The organism is Erwinia sp. L03-1, from assembly GCF_058686115.1.
The window spans coordinates 2621132-2637012 of sequence record NZ_CM178762.1 but is presented as its reverse complement, the minus strand read 5'-3'; the positions used below and the strand labels follow the sequence as shown (position 1 = coordinate 2637012).

General features: G+C 52.6%; 15 protein-coding genes. 7 read left to right on the top strand and 8 right to left on the bottom strand.

The window, feature by feature from the left end; genetic code table 11:
- Positions 1–57: 57 nt before the first annotated feature.
- The 4 genes from AC4PCC_RS12155 to ychF form a co-directional block, all read right to left on the bottom strand.
- Entirely contained in the window at positions 58–549 is a 492-nt protein-coding gene (locus AC4PCC_RS12155) for an HNH endonuclease family protein (RefSeq protein ID WP_492124683.1), read from the bottom strand.
- Entirely contained in the window at positions 536–2728 is a 2193-nt protein-coding gene (locus AC4PCC_RS12150) for an AAA family ATPase (protein ID WP_492124682.1), read from the bottom strand. The genes AC4PCC_RS12155 and AC4PCC_RS12150 overlap by 14 nt, the downstream gene beginning before the upstream one ends.
- 208 nt (positions 2729–2936) lie before the next feature.
- Positions 2937–4112, bottom strand: coding sequence for a tyrosine-type recombinase/integrase (locus AC4PCC_RS12145; protein ID WP_492124681.1), 1176 nt, complete (start codon positions 4110–4112; stop codon positions 2937–2939).
- A gap of 214 nt (positions 4113–4326) precedes the next feature.
- On the bottom strand, positions 4327–5418 hold the full coding sequence (ychF, locus tag AC4PCC_RS12140) for a redox-regulated ATPase YchF (protein ID WP_067703371.1): 1092 nt from the start codon (positions 5416–5418) through the stop codon (positions 4327–4329).
- 342 nt (positions 5419–5760) lie between these two features.
- Between ychF and AC4PCC_RS12135 the strand changes: the two genes are divergently transcribed.
- A complete protein-coding gene (locus tag AC4PCC_RS12135) occupies positions 5761–7242 on the top strand; it encodes a SulP family inorganic anion transporter (RefSeq protein WP_492124680.1) in 1482 nt (493 codons plus the stop codon).
- Positions 7243–7249: 7 nt separating this feature from the next.
- On the opposite strand, the gene pth is transcribed toward AC4PCC_RS12135, so the two are convergent.
- Positions 7250–7834: an aminoacyl-tRNA hydrolase gene (gene pth, locus AC4PCC_RS12130; RefSeq protein WP_492124679.1), complete on the bottom strand. Its 585-nt coding sequence runs from the start codon at positions 7832–7834 to the stop codon at positions 7250–7252.
- Between the two features lie 272 nt (positions 7835–8106).
- On the opposite strand from pth, the gene ychH reads away from it, so the two are divergent.
- Positions 8107–8394: a stress-induced protein YchH gene (gene ychH / locus AC4PCC_RS12125; RefSeq protein ID WP_067703379.1), complete on the top strand. Its 288-nt coding sequence runs from the start codon at positions 8107–8109 to the stop codon at positions 8392–8394.
- A 209-nt stretch (positions 8395–8603) separates the two neighbouring features.
- On the opposite strand, the gene prs is transcribed toward ychH, so the two are convergent.
- From prs to lolB, 3 genes are all read right to left on the bottom strand, one after another.
- Positions 8604–9551 carry a ribose-phosphate diphosphokinase gene (gene prs / locus AC4PCC_RS12120; RefSeq protein WP_156484946.1) on the bottom strand — a complete coding sequence of 316 codons (948 nt, stop codon included), beginning with the start codon at positions 9549–9551 and terminating at the stop codon, positions 8604–8606.
- Positions 9552–9682: 131 nt separating this feature from the next.
- A complete protein-coding gene (gene ispE, locus AC4PCC_RS12115; protein ID WP_492124678.1) occupies positions 9683–10576 on the bottom strand; it encodes a 4-(cytidine 5'-diphospho)-2-C-methyl-D-erythritol kinase in 894 nt (297 codons plus the stop codon).
- Positions 10573–11196 carry a lipoprotein insertase outer membrane protein LolB gene (gene lolB, locus AC4PCC_RS12110; RefSeq protein WP_492124677.1) on the bottom strand — a complete coding sequence of 208 codons (624 nt, stop codon included), beginning with the start codon at positions 11194–11196 and terminating at the stop codon, positions 10573–10575. Before lolB ends, ispE begins: the two co-directional genes overlap by 4 nt.
- A gap of 225 nt (positions 11197–11421) precedes the next feature.
- On the opposite strand from lolB, the gene hemA reads away from it, so the two are divergent.
- From hemA to sirB1, 5 genes are read left to right on the top strand one after another with little or no spacing between them, the layout of a single operon-like run.
- On the top strand, positions 11422–12678 hold the full coding sequence (hemA, locus tag AC4PCC_RS12105; RefSeq protein ID WP_492124676.1) for a glutamyl-tRNA reductase: 1257 nt from the start codon (positions 11422–11424) through the stop codon (positions 12676–12678).
- Between the two features lie 38 nt (positions 12679–12716).
- A complete protein-coding gene (gene prfA / locus AC4PCC_RS12100) occupies positions 12717–13799 on the top strand; it encodes a peptide chain release factor 1 (protein ID WP_067703396.1) in 1083 nt (360 codons plus the stop codon).
- Positions 13799–14641 (top strand): peptide chain release factor N(5)-glutamine methyltransferase, encoded by an 843-nt coding sequence (gene prmC, locus AC4PCC_RS12095; protein ID WP_492124675.1) that lies wholly within the window; start codon positions 13799–13801, stop codon positions 14639–14641. Before prfA ends, prmC begins: the two co-directional genes overlap by 1 nt.
- Positions 14642–14643: 2 nt before the next feature.
- Complete coding sequence (locus tag AC4PCC_RS12090) at positions 14644–15042, top strand: SirB2 family protein (RefSeq protein ID WP_067703402.1); 399 nt, start codon at positions 14644–14646, stop codon at positions 15040–15042.
- The gene (gene sirB1 / locus AC4PCC_RS12085) at positions 15039–15848 is read left to right on the top strand and encodes an invasion regulator SirB1 (RefSeq protein ID WP_492124674.1); all 810 of its coding nucleotides are present in this window, start codon (positions 15039–15041) and stop codon (positions 15846–15848) included. The genes AC4PCC_RS12090 and sirB1 overlap by 4 nt, the downstream gene beginning before the upstream one ends.
- The last annotated feature ends 33 nt before the right edge of the window (positions 15849–15881 follow it).

Sequence of the window (15881 nt, the reverse complement as noted above, 5' to 3'; positions counted from 1 at the left end):
GTTTGGCGATTGATCAGATCGCTCAAACCGGATTGAGTTCCCTTCAGTGATCTACTATTAAGCGCAGTTATTTAGACTATGGTCATCAGTGGCACAGGTGGCTCGCGGTCCTGCTACTGGGAAGTGATCGTGCTTGCCACTTAATTTTTCCCCTTGTGTTAATTGTTGGCCATCTTCACTGCTCAGGTGAATTTGGTAACGACCACGATTACAGTCAATACAGGAAGATAGCAAATTAGTCCATTCCGTGGCTAGCCACCAATAACCAAAATGATTAGTCTCGCCCTCAATTTTTCCCTTTGGTCGAAAGTGTTCAACATCGATCGGTCCAGTGTTTGTAATCTTACTCTCGCAGTAGGCACACTTGTTATAGAACAATGAGTTTAGTGCATCTATCACATCGTTCTCTTTGTAATATGCGAATGGGTAAGCCTTATTTTGAGGAGTTTGGTAATAAATGGATGCTCGTACTTTCTCACGATACCCAGCACCATTTGGCTCAGTTAGCGATGCTGGTTTGGGTATACGATTGCGGTCAACGGATATCATATTTGCTCCTATTGCGTTTAAGTATCTCGATGATCGCTTTAACTGATTCTTCTCTAGCTTGGGTACGTTCTACAATGGTCACCAAGCTTGTGTCACGTATGTGTCGGGTTAATGCTTGGGCTATGATTTGTCGATCAATAGTGTCGCCTATTATAGGTAGAGAACCATAGTTTTCTAATAATTCGTCGCGATGTTTACGTTCTTGTAGTGACAGTTCACTATCTTTATATACTGCGTATTTGGCAAGCGTCTCAAGGGCGCTCTGGCGCATTGGATCTTCAGTGGTAGCCAAGCCGAAATAATCAGATGTTAAAATTTGTTCGATGCGCATATTAGCTACGTTTGGCAAGTGTTCCACGTGTTTCAGGTACCCATCTTGATCCCGATATAACACTTTTACTTCGTTTTTAAACATTCCTCTTAGGCAAAGAGGATCATGAGTCGAGGTGATGAATTGCACTTTAGGGAGTGATTCGCGTAATGCACTCATAACCCGCATTTTCCATCGAGGGTGTAAGTGATTTTCAATTTCATCAACCAATACGACTCCCTGAGCAAACTCCAAGTTATCCCAATGATTGAGCATTTCCCTCATGATATCTACAGCCATCGCAAATAAAGATTTATATCCCTCACTAAGGTGCTCAATTGGTAAAGTTGATGTGTGGCGCTGAATGAAAATTGAATGGGAATCACGGGATACAAATTCACCAGTACGTAAGGTTAGTAGTGATGCTAATGCCCGCGCTATAGCATTGAATTTATCGTCACCTATGCCTAAGAGCCATAATGTAGGGTCGGGTAAACTTGCGGCTTGGCTGAATAGCGTCTTACTAGGACAGGGTTGATTCTTAATTAATCTCCTAGATAGGAAGTAACGCCTTGAACCATAGCCAAAGACTAAATTTTGAGGCTTTCCAATAGTTCTAAATTTACCTGTTTCGTGATCCATTATTAAGGATACATGCTCATCATTGCGAAAATAAACGGTCACATTAAGTTGATTTTGAGATATTCCGTGTACATCAAGCCCATGAGTAACTATATCTTGACGATTAAGAGGAAGTCGTCGGCGGTCAGCGGCATTCATCACAGCAAGGGCTATAGCTTGAAGAATTGAACTTTTCCCGGTCGCGTTCTCTCCTAAAAGCATAGTACAAGAGGTTTGATGATTTGAGACATCACTATCGAAATCCAGAGAAAAATATTCTATGCCCTTGAATTGATTGATTTCAATTTTTCTAATGTGCGAATATCTCTTTGGCAAAGAAAAACCACCCAAGTTGGTATTTTGAATTACAAATTCCAGATGGTTAATTTTGCAACATTTAATGGCCTCTTCCCATTGGCTAGATGAGTATTCTGCTTTAAGCCTAATTATTTTTTTTATGATGTCTGAATGAGAAAAGTATTTATTATTGCCATTTTTATTTTGAAGTATGCGGCATACATGACTAAGACAATTCCTGATAGCACCAGCGTAGGTATTAGCATCATTTGTGTGTTCACTCAGAGTCTTGATTAACTCATTGTTATCATAGCTAAAAAGAATCAGCTCGAGTGTTTGAGCAATTGTTTTTTTACGATTTATTTGAAGACTTGACCGGTTAAGGTTAAGCAAGTCTACGGTTGCTTTCCCCTGTTCAGTATTGCCAAAAACCATACCATCTGTATCGAACATCAGATGACTTGTTGGATTGTCCTCAAATGGGTTGAGCAGTATAGGTTGCTCCATTATTTGCGCTGCTTTCCATGAAGAAAAGGTATATGCAGTGCGACCCATTATGGGGAAATAGTTGAGCTTGTAGCTATTACATTCTTCACAAATCAATATCAAGTTTTGCCATTCATAAGCAAACCAAGAGTAGCAATGCACATGTTCAATATTGTTTTTTGGATCGATAGCATTGCTCAGAGGTCTATAGTGCGATATAAACCTATCACTTCCACCTTCTAGAGCGGTTTCACAGTATGCACATTTGTTATTTTGGACTCGCTTAAGCTCATCGATTACGGCTGAACTTAGTACTTCTTTATTGAATGGTTCTCTGGTGCGGGCTCGTTCAATATTATTAAGTTTTAAGTAGGCTTTAAGCCGAAACATCTCTTTGTTGTATAATATACTTTTTGTGGAAATATCAGACGGTTTTGGATTGACCTGTTTTTTTAGCTTTAACAATGTTCATAATCTCCTGTGAAAAAAACGTCTGAAACCACGCAGCTTTGTAGAATTTTTGGCTTTAATTATAAAGCAGGGGGATACCTTCAACTGTGAGCTTCTCCCCAAAACAATTAACATGGTTCGGTACTAGCAATGTCTGCTTCTGGCACAAAGTGGACCCTGAGGAATGAGTTCTATCCTCGTGTTTCACTAAGTGCAATAAGTTCTACTCGAATTCTGCTACCCATTTGCCCAACATGTCAGCCCATTCCTGCATCATCACTTTACGCTCATCAAGATAAGTTGCATGGTTGTATGTGCGACGAACATTGTTGGTATCAGCATGCGCAAGTTGCGCCTCAATAGCATCAGGCCGATAGCCCATCTCGTTTAAACGAGTGCTACCTGTGGTTCGGGTTGCATGTGGACTAAAAGTACCGCTCCAGCCGAGACTCTTAAGAAGTTGGCGTAATGAGTGTGATGTCATAGGGCCCAGTGGGTTATCCCTTCCCGGAAAGAGATGAGGGCGATGCCCAGTTAAACCATGAAGCGTTCTGAGCATTTTGATTGCTTGAGAGGGAAGGGGAATAGCATGTTCTCGGCGTGCTTTCATACGTGTTGCTGGGATGACCCAAAGCGCCTTATCAAGATTGAATTCTGACCATTCTGCTTCAGTCACTTCAGCTGGCCGTGCTAACGTCCACCACATTAACCACATACAATAGTTGACTTGATAAGTACCACGGCTGTTATCGAAGTCGCCTAGTAGCTTCCCGATTTGCTGTTGGTTCAAAGCCTGTTTGTGCTGAGTCTTGTTTGCTGGCAACGCTTTGCGAACTGGCCAAACAGGATCACTTTCAGCACGAAGAGTCGCTACAGCTAATTCGAAAACCGAAGAAATAGTGCGTCGCGCTTCTGCAGCAACGGTAGGTGCTCCACGTTTAGCTGTTTCCTGGAGAATTCTAAGGATGTGGTGAGGGGTTATCTCTTTGACAGGGAGCTTACCAATAGCAGGAAAAACCACTCGTTCCAGCATATCAAGGCGACGTGTTTTAGTTATTTCAGTCCAGTCTTTCAGCTGTAACCACTCCTTCGCAACAAGCTCAAAAGTATTTGATGCGTCGTTGACCTTGCGGATCTTATCCAACTGACGCGCCTGTACCGGGTTGACCCCATCCGCAACTTGCTTACGTGCTTGCTCACATTTATCGCGAGCTTCGGCAAGTTTGACCGTCGGGTACTCACCCAGCGCAGACATGCTGGATTTACCATTGAGTTTAAACCGATAGCGCCATGCCTTTTTGCCATTGGGTTTCACTTCGAGGTAGAGACCATTGAAATCATTGAGCCGATAGAGTTTTTCTTTCGGCCTGGCAGTGCGGCATTGCGTATCAGTGAGCATAACGGGGCCTTGTTTATTTATTATACCGTTATTGTACTCACTTAAAATGAAGATGGAAGAATGTTGTACTCATCCATGTACTCATTTTTGACTGCGCTGTGGTGAGATTTCATGAGACTTTATGAAAACAAAAATCCACGCAACTGCGTGGATTTTATAGGTTTTTGTGATCATTATGAGATGCTTTGAAACCTCATGAGACGACAAATTTCATTTAGACGTTAAACAGGAAGTTCATCACGTCGCCATCTTTAACGATGTACTCTTTGCCTTCGGAGCGCATCTTACCGGCTTCTTTCGCGCCCTGTTCACCCTTGTAGGTGATGAAATCTTCATAGGCGATGGTCTGGGCGCGGATAAAGCCCTTCTCAAAGTCGGTGTGGATTTTACCGGCGGCCTGTGGAGCGGTAGCGCCGACCGGGATGGTCCAGGCACGTACTTCCTTCACGCCTGCGGTAAAGTAGGTTTGCAGATTCAGCAGGGCATAGCCCGCGCGGATCACGCGGTTCAGGCCTGGCTCTTCAATGCCCAGCTCGGCCATAAACTCTTCGCGGTCGGCGTCGTCCAGCTCGGCGATATCGGATTCAACTGCCGCGCACACGGCAACCACCACTGAGCCTTCGGCATCGGCGATTTCACGCACTTTGTCGAGGTAAGGATTGTTCTCGAAGCCGTCTTCGTTAACGTTGGCAATATACATGGTGGGCTTCAGGGTCAGGAAGCTCAGGTGGCGGATGGCCGCTTTATCATCGTCGTTAAGATCCAGCGAGCGCAGCATACCGGCATTGGAAAGGTGCGGCAGACACTTCTCCAGCGCGGCCTGCTCGGCCTTAGCGTCCTTGTCGCCGCCCTTGGCTTTTTTCTGCACGCGCTGGAGCGCACGTTCGCAGGTATCCAGGTCAGAAAGCGCCAGCTCGGTATTGATAACGTCAATATCGTCAGCCGGATCGACCTTGTTATTCACGTGGATGATGTTGTCATTCTCGAAGCAGCGTACCACGTGGCCGATAGCTTCGGTTTCGCGGATATTGGTCAGGAACTGGTTACCCAGGCCTTCACCTTTCGAGGCACCTTTCACCAGGCCGGCGATATCCACGAATTCCATGGTGGTCGGCAGGATACGCTGCGGCTTAACGATTTCAGCCAGCTTATCCAGGCGGGAATCAGGCATTGGCACCACGCCGGTGTTTGGCTCAATGGTACAGAACGGGAAGTTAGCTGCTTCGATGCCCGCTTTGGTTAACGCATTGAACAGAGTCGATTTTCCGACGTTCGGCAGGCCCACAATACCGCATTTGAATCCCATGTTTGAATCACCTTAATTGCTTGAGCGCCCGGCAGATATAACCGATTCCGGACGATAGATGTTGAGTAACACTAAAAGTTTCCGCGCATTATACACGTAATTATCGCTGCGATGGGGGCGATTTCTCTCCGGCCCGTCAGGAAATGAGTTGAGATCCACTTCACATTTCCTGATACTGACCGGACTTTACAATTAACGGAGACGCAAGCGGATGCCGGGCTTCCTGCTTACGCCATCCTGAGTGCTTCCTTTCACCGCACGGCTCTCCCCAAATGTGATATTTCTCACCGTAATGTTAAAGGCGGTGCAGGCGTGGCATAACTTAATAATATTGGAAAAAGTATGTTTAATTTCAGCAACCTTAAGGCAACGGACGTTAAAAACGACGTGCTGGCCGGTGCCGTTGTCTCGGTGGCGCTCATCCCGGAAGCGACGGCCTTCTCGCTGCTGGCCGGTCTGTCGCCCACGATCGGTCTGCACACCGCGTTTATCCTCGGGCTGGTCACCGCCTTCTTTGGCGGTAAGCCGGGCATGATTTCAGGCGCAGCCGGATCGATAATCGTCGTACTTATCGGTCTGATCCAAACCCATGGCTATCAGTACGTGCTGCTGGCAACGATTTTCGCCGGTGTTATCCAGCTGGCAATTGGTCTGTTCAGGCTGGGCAAGTTTATCCGGCTGGTGCCGCAGCCGGCGATTTACGGTTTCGTGAACGGGCTGGCGATTGTTATCGCTCTGGCGCAAATCCCGATGATTAAACATCAGGGACCCGTGATGTACGGCCTGGTCGCGCTGGCGATGCTGATTGTCTGGCTGTTTCCAAAGTTCACCCGCGTCATCCCCGGTTCGCTGGCCGCGCTGATCGCTATCAGCGCCATTGCCATCGGTTTTGGCCTGGATACCAAACGCGTCGGAGACCTGGCCGATATCTCCGGCACGCTGCCTTTTTTCCACCTGCCGGAGGCACCGCTGAGCTGGGCCACGCTAAAAGTGGTGCTGCCCTATTCGGTGATTATTGCGCTGGTGGGTCTGATTGAGTCGCTGCTGACCCTCGCGGTACTGGACGATATGGGCAGTAAAAAGGGTAACGGTAACCGGGAGTGCGTCGCACAGGGCATTGGCAATACCCTTTGCGGCTTCTTTGGCAGCTTCGCCGGCTGTGCGATGATCGGTCAGTCGATTATTAACTTTACCTCCGGCGGTCGCGGACGGATTTCCAATCTGGTTGGGGCCGTTCTGCTGATCCTGTTTGTTATCAGCCTGTCGAAATATATCGCGCTGCTGCCGGTGGCCGCGCTGGCGGGTATTATGTTTGTGGTCTGCATCAATACCTTTGAATGGACATCGCTGCGTCGCCTTAAGCGCATGCCAAAGCCGGACGCGGTGATTATGGTAGCCGTTACCCTGGTGACAATCTATACCGACCTGGCCATGGCGGTTATCTGCGGCGTGATTATCTCGGCGCTGGTGTTTGCCTGGCAGCATGCACGCATTACCATTGTGGATCAGCGGGAAGAAGAGGGCGTGAAGACGTACCGGCTTGAAGGACCGCTATTCTTTGGTTCGGCTGCCAGCTTTAACGAATTGTTTCACCCGGAGCAGGATTGCGAGGCGGTGGTAATTGATTTTGCCCATACGCGGGTGATGGATTCGAGCGGCGTGGAGGCGATTGATAAACTCACCAGCCGCTACGTGGAGGCGGGACGCAGCGTCCGGCTGCGTCATCTCAGCCGTGACTGCATCAGCCTACTGAAGAAAGCGGGCCCGTTCTGCAGCCATGAGCTGGATGACCCCAACTATCAGGTGGCCGCAGACAGCGACTAATATCCCATCAGGCTTTAAACGCGTGAAGGCGATTCATCGCCTTCAGCTTATCTTCCTTCAGCCAGAGCTCGGTACAGCGGGCAGCCTCATCTATCGCACTGTCGATAAGCGTCTGCTCGGCGGCCTGAGGTTTACCCAGTACAAACCCCACCACTTTATTACGATCGCCAGGATGCCCAATGCCAATGCGCAGGCGGTGGAAGTCCTGGCTGTTGCCCAGCTTGCTGATGATGTCCTTCAGACCGTTATGCCCGCCGTGGCCGCCACTCTGTTTGAACTTTGCGATGCCGGGAAGCAGGTCCAGCTCATCGTGCGCCACCAGAATCTCTTCCGGCGCGATACGGTAAAAGGTTGCCATCGCGGCGACGGCTTTACCGCTCAGGTTCATAAAGGTGGTGGGCACCAGCAGACGGACATCGTTGCCGCTCAGGTTCAGGCGGGCGGTGTAGCCGTAGAATTTGCTCTCTTCCTTTAGGGACTGGTTGTGTCGTTCAGCCAGGAGATCAACGTACCAGGCTCCAGCGTTGTGGCGGGTTGCGGCATATTCGGCGCCGGGGTTGGCAAGGCCCACAATCAGTTTAATGCTGCTCACTTGTCTCTGTTCCTGAAGAATGCGTTATCAGGGGGCTAGTGTACCTGGCAGAACGGCAGAACTCAAAGTAACGCGCAGTGATGTGACGAAAGCCACACTAATCGCCCTGCGTGATAATAAGTTTTCTATAGTAAAACAACCCTTTAGACGTAAAGTTATGTCAAACTTTAAGCGATAAATGTGATCGGACCCGCACCAGATTGCGTATCCATTAGGTAAACTTATCTTACTTTGGGGTGGATTCTGCCCCGCTTTGCTTCTGGAGGTGGATTATGAAACGTAAACATGCACATTACGCGGGTAACGCGCTGATGGTATTGGGTTTGGTGGTGATGCTGGCTGGCATTGCTTTTGCCGTACTGAACCAGCTTCCTCAGCTCCAGATGCCGCAGCTGATGATCCAGGGTTCAATTCTTAGCATTTTCATCGGCGCGCTGCTGTGGCTGGTTGGCGCGCGCATTAGCGGACGTGAAAAGATAACCGATCACTACTACTGGGTACGCCATTATGGCGATGAGCGCTGCCGTCGCCCTTCCGGCAACCATCACGGACATCAGTAATTCTGCCCCCACAGCTTCGTTTTTATGGAACTGTCGTGATAGCTCACCGTAAAAGTGTTGCTGTAAATCACGTCCTGGCAGGAGGGCATAAAAGCCAGCGTTTGAAGGGGATTGGTATTCGCCGGTGGGAACCGGGTGGCAGGGACGATCAGCGTTTGCTGTTCAGCTAGCGCGAAAGAAGTGGGACGGGCGAACCCGTCCCACGTTTATTAATGCTCGAACATCGCAGAAATAGACTCTTCATTGCTGATGCGACGAATCGCTTCAGCCAGCATGCCAGAGAGCGTAAGGGTACGCACGTTTGGCAGCGCCTTAATCTCTTCCGGCAGCGGAATGGTGTCGCAAACCACCACTTCATCAATCACCGAATGACGCAGATTTTCTACCGCATTGCCTGAGAAAATAGGGTGCGTGGCGTAGGCAAATACGCGTTTGGCACCTCGTTCCTTCAGCGCCTCGGCAGCCTTACACAGCGTGCCGCCGGTATCGATCATATCGTCAACCAGCACGCAGTCGCGGCCCGCCACGTCACCGATGATGTGCATCACCTGAGAGACGTTAGCACGCGGACGACGCTTGTCGATGATAGCCATGTCGGTATCGTTCAGCAGCTTAGCGATAGCACGGGCGCGAACCACGCCGCCGATATCCGGGGAAACCACAATCGGATTCACCAGACCAATCTGCAGCATATCTTCCAGCAGGATTGGGCTACCAAATACGTTATCAACCGGGACGTCAAAGAAGCCCTGAATCTGCTCTGCATGCAGATCCACGGTCAGGACGCGGTCAACACCGACGCTGGAAAGGAAGTCAGCAACCACTTTGGCGGTAATGGGGACGCGGGCAGAACGCACGCGACGATCCTGACGGGCATAGCCAAAGTAGGGGATAACGGCGGTAATACGGCCGGCGGAAGCGCGACGCAGGGCATCAACCATCACAACCAGTTCCATCAGGTTGTCATTGGTAGGGGCACAGGTGGACTGGATGATGAAAATATCACCACCGCGTACATTTTCATTAATTTGTACGCTCACTTCACCATCACTGAAACGACCGACGGCGGCGTCGCCCAGGCTCGTGTAAAGGCGGTTGGCAATACGTTGTGCTAGTTCCGGGGTGGCGTTACCAGCAAAAAGCTTCATATCAGGCACGAGAAGAACCTCAGGCTTTGCGTCCAGAGAATGAACAACATCGTTAGCGGCACTGGGCGGTATACCGCTGACGGGTTCATACGGGTGTAGTAAAGAGTAGCCTGCGCATCAGGAACGGGCGATGCGACAAATTACTCTGATGACTCAGAAAGGCGGCGGTGCAGCGGCGAGGTATTAACGCCTCGCGCGACAAACCCCGGCCACTTTTCCGAAGCCAGCTCAAACACCTGGCGGGCAGAGCACTCGGTGTCGAATTCGGCAAACACACAAGCGCCCGTTCCAGTCAGGCGCGACGGCGCGTATTCTAGCAGCCAGGAAACAAGCTGTTCAACCTCACGAAAACGTTTTCTTACTACTGGCTCACAATCATTGCTGAAATCAGCCCGTAATAACTGACTGATTTCACGTACGGGTGTGGTGCGATGAAGCTCGGGATCGTTGAAAACGACAGGGGTGGAAATGTTCACGCCGGGATGCAGCACCAGGTACCATTTCTCCTTCGGATGGACCGGCGTAAGCCGTTCGCCAACCCCTTCTGCAAAGGCGGCAAAGCCCTGAACAAAAACCGGCACATCAGCGCCCAGCGTCAGGCCCAGCGCCGAAAGTTGCTCAGGCGTATAGCCCGTTTGCCACAGATGATTCAGGGCCACCAGCACGGTGGCCGCATCGGACGACCCGCCGCCCAGACCGCCGCCCATTGGCAGCCGTTTTTCAAGGCTGATCCGGACGCCCGCCCCGGTTGAAATACGCCCTGCCCGCAGGGCGCTTTCCTTCAGTAGCGAAGCCGCGCGAAAGATCAGATTATTTTCTTCGGCCACGCCCGCAACGGGCGTGACCAGGCTGATTTTGCCGCTAACGTTCGGTTCAAACGTCAGTTCGTCACCGTAATCCAGAAACTGAAACAGCGTTTGCAGGTCATGATAGCCGTCTGGCCGACGGCCGGTGATATAGAGAAACAGGTTGAGTTTAGCGGGTGCAGGCCACGTCGTGCGGCTCAGCGCCGGCTGAATATCGCCAGGTTTCATTTTACCGTCCAGCTGTCCATCTTCAGCTTGATACGCTGGTTGCCTTCCCGGAGTTCCAGATTAGAGGGCAGGGTAGGATTAAGTTTGTTGTCATATCCCTGATAGGTGACGGTCCACTTCTGACCGTTACGGCTGTAGTTCACCTGGCGCAGGCGGTACTGATCATCCAGGGCATAGTCGGTTGAGTCGCCCGGCAGGCCGAGGATCCACTGGCGCAGGCTGTTTAATGGAATGTCCATACCGGTAAGCTGCGAGATCATTTTTTCCGCATCGTTGCTGACGTAGCGCTTGCCTTTGTTATCCACCAGCTGTACCACGCTGCCCTGTGCGTCCAGCTGGAGTTCAGTGCTGCCGAGCGGGTTAGTCAACAGCAGGCGATAGCGATCGGGCGCGGTCTGCTGCCAGTTAAAACGGGCATAAACTTTCTGGCTATCGGAGAGATAGGCAAAAGCGCCCCGGGTTTGATAATGGGTTATTTTCTCTACGGACTGCTGGTGCTGTTGCCATTGTGGAGAAGTAACACTCTGCCCTGGCCCCTGGGGTTTATTAACGCTACAGGCAGCCAGCAGGACGCTGGCAAGCGGGAGAAGCCGCATCAGGCGGCGATTCTGCATAAACATAGGGGGTCAGCTCCTCAGACTTATCACGGGCGTTCATGCCCAAAGTAACCGTCCACGCTATCTACTCAACGGCATGCGGTCAATGCTCAATTTGTCTTATTTACCCCTCAATGGCTATATCTTGTTACAGCCTGTGGCGAAGGATGGCTTTTCTTGATCTCGCGCATCTTGTAGAATGCGCCTCACAAAACCCTATCAACAGTGGGATATCCCCAACCAATCACCATGACGTTGCTGGCACTCGGAATAAATCATAAAACGGCTCCCGTCGCCCTGCGTGAACGCGTTACGTTCTCGCCGGAGACGTTGGATCAGGCCCTTAACAGCCTGCTGGCTCAGCCGCTGGTGCAGGGCGGCGTCGTGCTGTCTACCTGTAACCGGACCGAGTTATACTTAAGCGTCGAGCAGCAGGAAAATTTGCAGGAACAGCTGGTGAAGTGGCTGTGTGACTACCACGGCCTGAGCGCCGATGACGTGCGCAAAAGTCTCTACTGGCATCAGGGCGATGAGGCGGTCAGTCATCTGATGCGCGTGGCCAGCGGGCTGGACTCGCTGGTGCTGGGCGAGCCGCAGATCCTCGGGCAGGTGAAGAAGGCCTATGCCGACTCCCATCGCGGACACTCCCACTCCAGCGAGCTGGAGAGAATGTTCCAGAAATCCTTCTCCGTCGCCAAACGCGTGCGGACGGAAACCGAGATCGGCGCCAGTGCCGTATCCGTTGCCTTTGCTGCCTGTACGCTGGCGCGGCAGATTTTCGAATCCCTGGCGACCGTGACCGTCATGCTGGTGGGGGCAGGCGAAACGATTGAGCTGGCGGCCCGGCATCTTCGCCAGCATGACGTGCAGAAACTGATTATCGCCAACCGCACCCGTGAGCGCGCACAGACGCTGGCCAGCGAGGTGGGGGCAGAAGTGATTGGCCTGGCGGAGATCGACTCGCGTCTGGCCGAAGCCGATATTATCATCAGCTCCACCGCCAGCTCGCTGCCGATCATCGGTAAGGGCATGGTTGAGCGCGCGCTGAAGCAGCGCCGCAATCAGCCCATGCTGCTGGTCGATATTGCGGTTCCGCGCGACGTCGAGCCGGAAGTCGGCAAGCTGGCGAATGCCTATCTTTACAGCGTGGATGATCTTCAGGCGATTATCGAAAGTAATATGGCTCAGCGTAAGGCCGCGGCGGTAGAAGCCGAAACGATAGTCCTGCAGGAGAGCGGCGAGTTTATGTCCTGGCTGCGCGCGCAAAGCGCCGTGGAGACCATCCGCGACTATCGTGCTCAGGCAGATGAAGTGCGTGCCGGGCTTGAAGAGCGGGCGCTGGCCGCGCTTGCGCAGGGGGGCGACCCTCAGCAGGTGCTGCGCGAAATGGCGCATAAGCTCACTAACCGCTTGATCCACGCTCCAACCAAATCTCTTCAGCAGGCTGCCCGTGATGGGGATACCGAACGCCTGCAGATTTTACGCGACAGCCTCGGGCTGGATTAGCGTTTTCGCCTCTTTGAATACAAGGTAAAACAAGATTAATGAAGCCTTCTATTGTTGCCAAGCTGGAAGCCCTGCAGGAACGCCATGAAGAAGTGGAGGTCATGCTGGGTGATGCGGGCGTAATTGCCGATCAGGAGCGTTTTCGTGCACTCTCGCGGGAATATGCTCAGTTGACCGACGTGAGCCAGTGTTTCCGTCGCTGGCAGCAGACTCAGGATGATATCGCCACCGCGGAAGAGATGCTGGCGGACCCTGAAATGCGCGATATGGCTCAGGATGAGCTGAAAGAGGCGCAGGCGGCCAGCGAAGGGCTTGAGCAGGAGCTACAGGTTCTTCTGCTGCCGAAGGACCCTGACGATGAGCGCAACTGCTATCTGGAAGTGCGCGCGGGAACCGGCGGCGATGAAGCAGCGATTTTCGCGGGCGATCTGTTCCGCATGTACAGCCGCTACGCGGAAGCCCGCCGCTGGAAGATAGAAGTGCTGAGTGCCAACGAAGGCGAGCACGGCGGCTATAAAGAAGTCATTGCTAAAGTGATCGGCGACGGCGCCTATGGCCGCCTGAAGTTTGAATCCGGCGGCCATCGCGTTCAGCGCGTACCGGAAACGGAATCGCAGGGACGTATTCACACCTCCGCCTGCACCGTGGCGATTATGCCCGAACTGCCGGAAGCAGAACTGCCGGATATCAATCCGGGCGATCTGAAAATCGATACCTTCCGCTCCTCGGGCGCGGGCGGCCAGCACGTTAACACCACCGATTCCGCCATCCGTATTACCCACCTGCCCACCGGCATCGTGGTGGAGTGCCAGGATGAGCGTTCCCAGCATAAGAACAAAGCCAAAGCGCTGGCGGTGCTGGGTGCGCGTATTCGCGCGGCGGAAATGGCCAAACGCCAGCTGGAAGAGGCCTCCACGCGCCGCAACCTGCTGGGCAGCGGCGACCGCTCGGACCGCAACCGCACCTATAACTATCCGCAGGGGCGTATTACCGATCACCGCATCAACCTGACGCTTTACCGTCTGGATGAGGCGATGCAGGGTAAGCTCGATATGCTGATCGAACCTATCGTTCAGGAATATCAGGCGGACCAGCTGGCTGCGCTGTCCGAGCAGGATTGATGGAGATTCGTCAGTGGCTGCGCGCCGCCATCGCCCGCCTGCCGGGCAGTGACAGCGCGAAGCGCGATGCACAAATTTTGTTGGGGTTTGTCACCGGCAAATCCCGCAGCTGGCTGATGGCCTTTGACGACCAGCTGCTCAGCCCTGAGCAGCTGACGCAGCTGGAGGCGCTGCTGCTGCGCCGGGCTGGCGGCGAGCCGGTGGCTTATCTGACCGGTGAGCGCGAATTCTGGTCCCTTTCCCTGCTGGTTTCCCCTGAGACGCTGATCCCCCGTCCTGACACCGAGCTTCTGGTTGAACAGGCGTTGCAGCATCTGCCTGCCACGCCTGCGGCGGTGCTTGATTTAGGGACCGGCACAGGTGCCGTGGCGCTGGCCATCGCCAGCGAGCGGCCCGACTGCCGCGTGATCGGTGTGGACCGCATCCCTGGCGCCGTCAGCCTGGCGGAACGCAATGCGCAGCGCCTGGGCATTACCAATGCCACCTTTTCCCTCAGCGACTGGTTTACCGCCCTGGAGGCGTCGCACTTCAATCTTATTGTCAGTAATCCACCCTATATTGATCGCGATGACGTTCATTTGCAGCAGGGCGATGTACGCTTTGAGCCAGCCAGCGCGCTGATCGCTGACGATAATGGCCTGGCTGACATCGCGCTGATCGCGGCTCAGGCCGCAAGGTATTTGCTCCCTGGCGGCTGGCTCCTGCTTGAGCACGGCTGGCAGCAGGCGAAGCGGGTACGGCGTATTTTACTTGAAAATCACTTTGTACAGGTGGACACCCTGCAGGATTACGGCGGGAATGACCGCGTCACCCGTGCACAGACTCCCTTACAGAGGAACTAAACATGATCGCATGGTACAGCCTGATTAAAAACCTTCATCTTCTGACCGTGGGGATCACCGCGCTGATGCTTGTGCTGCGTTTTTACTGGCTCCAGCGCGGTTCGGCGATGCTACAGCAGCGCTGGGTGCGCATCGTGCCGCATCTGAACGATACGCTGCTGTTGCTTTCAGGTATTCTGTTGGTGGTGATAACGCATTTTTACCCGTTTACGCCTCAGGGAGCCTGGCTGACTGAGAAGCTGTTTGGCGTTATCATCTATATCGCGCTCGGATTTGTGGCCCTCGGGCGCCGTCCCCGGGCGCAAAAAGTACGCTGGATTGCATTTATTGTGGCGGTTGCGACGCTGGTGATTATTTACAGACTGGCTACAACCAAAGTGCCACTGTTGGGGATTTTATGACGTCGATAGCAAATGTAGATCTCACAGCGCTTCCGCTCTGTGAGGCGGTGATCGCCGCGATGCAGGCGATTCGCCCCGATTTTCCTGCTGATGACGTTAATAAGCAGCTGGCTGCGCTGGTGAAAGAGGCCCGCGACCAGCTACCGGGTCAGTTAGAACAGGATCAAAAGCTGGAAAAGCTGATTGAGCTGTTTTGGCAGACATGGGGTTTTGGCGGTGCGAGCGGCGTTTATCGCCTGTCGGATACGCTGTGGCTGGACAATGTACTGAAAACGCGGCAGGGCACGGCCGTGTCGCTGGGGGTGATTTTCCTGCATATTGCCAGAGAGCTTTCTCTGCCGCTGATGCCGGTGATTTTCCCTACGCAGCTGATCCTGCGGGCGGACTGGCTGGATGAAGAGATGTGGCTGATTAACCCTTTCGACGGCGAAACGCTGAGCGAACATACGCTGGAAGTGTGGCTGAAAGGGAATATTGGTCCGATAGCCGAGCTGTATGATGACGATCTGCAGGAAGCGGAGTCGCATCTGGTGCTAAGCAAAATGCTGGACACCTTGAAGTCGGCGCTGATGGACGAGAAGCAGATGGAGCTGGCGCTGCAGGTCAGCCAGGTGCTGGTGCAGATGGATCCGGAAGATCCCTATGAAATCCGCGATCGCGGGCTGATTTTTGCCCAGCTGGATTGCGAACATATTGCGTTAAACGATCTGGCCTATTTTGTTGAACAGTGCCCGGAAGATCCGGTTAGCGAAATGATTAAGCTACAGATCCACTCAATTGAACAAAAGCAGATTACGCTGCACTAATCTGTTTTTGCCGCCGTCACCCGGGTGCCAGCG

Bases quoted from the DNA above. Each gene is read 5' to 3' on its own strand.
- AC4PCC_RS12145 (WP_492124681.1), bottom strand. From the start codon at position 4,112: ATGCTCACTGATACGCAATGCCGCACTGCCAGGCCGAAAGAAAAACTC.
- ychH (WP_067703379.1), top strand. From the start codon at position 8,107: ATGAAACGTAAACATGCACATTACGCGGGTAACGCGCTGATGGTATTG.
- lolB (WP_492124677.1), bottom strand. From the start codon at position 11,196: ATGTTTATGCAGAATCGCCGCCTGATGCGGCTTCTCCCGCTTGCCAGC.
- hemA (WP_492124676.1), top strand. From the start codon at position 11,422: ATGACGTTGCTGGCACTCGGAATAAATCATAAAACGGCTCCCGTCGCC.
- prfA (WP_067703396.1), top strand. From the start codon at position 12,717: ATGAAGCCTTCTATTGTTGCCAAGCTGGAAGCCCTGCAGGAACGCCAT.
- AC4PCC_RS12135 (WP_492124680.1), top strand. From the start codon at position 5,761: ATGTTTAATTTCAGCAACCTTAAGGCAACGGACGTTAAAAACGACGTG.
- sirB1 (WP_492124674.1), top strand. From the start codon at position 15,039: ATGACGTCGATAGCAAATGTAGATCTCACAGCGCTTCCGCTCTGTGAG.
- ychF (WP_067703371.1), bottom strand. From the start codon at position 5,418: ATGGGATTCAAATGCGGTATTGTGGGCCTGCCGAACGTCGGAAAATCG.
- AC4PCC_RS12090 (WP_067703402.1), top strand. From the start codon at position 14,644: ATGATCGCATGGTACAGCCTGATTAAAAACCTTCATCTTCTGACCGTG.
- AC4PCC_RS12155 (WP_492124683.1), bottom strand. From the start codon at position 549: ATGATATCCGTTGACCGCAATCGTATACCCAAACCAGCATCGCTAACT.
- ispE (WP_492124678.1), bottom strand. From the start codon at position 10,576: ATGAAACCTGGCGATATTCAGCCGGCGCTGAGCCGCACGACGTGGCCT.
- prmC (WP_492124675.1), top strand. From the start codon at position 13,799: ATGGAGATTCGTCAGTGGCTGCGCGCCGCCATCGCCCGCCTGCCGGGC.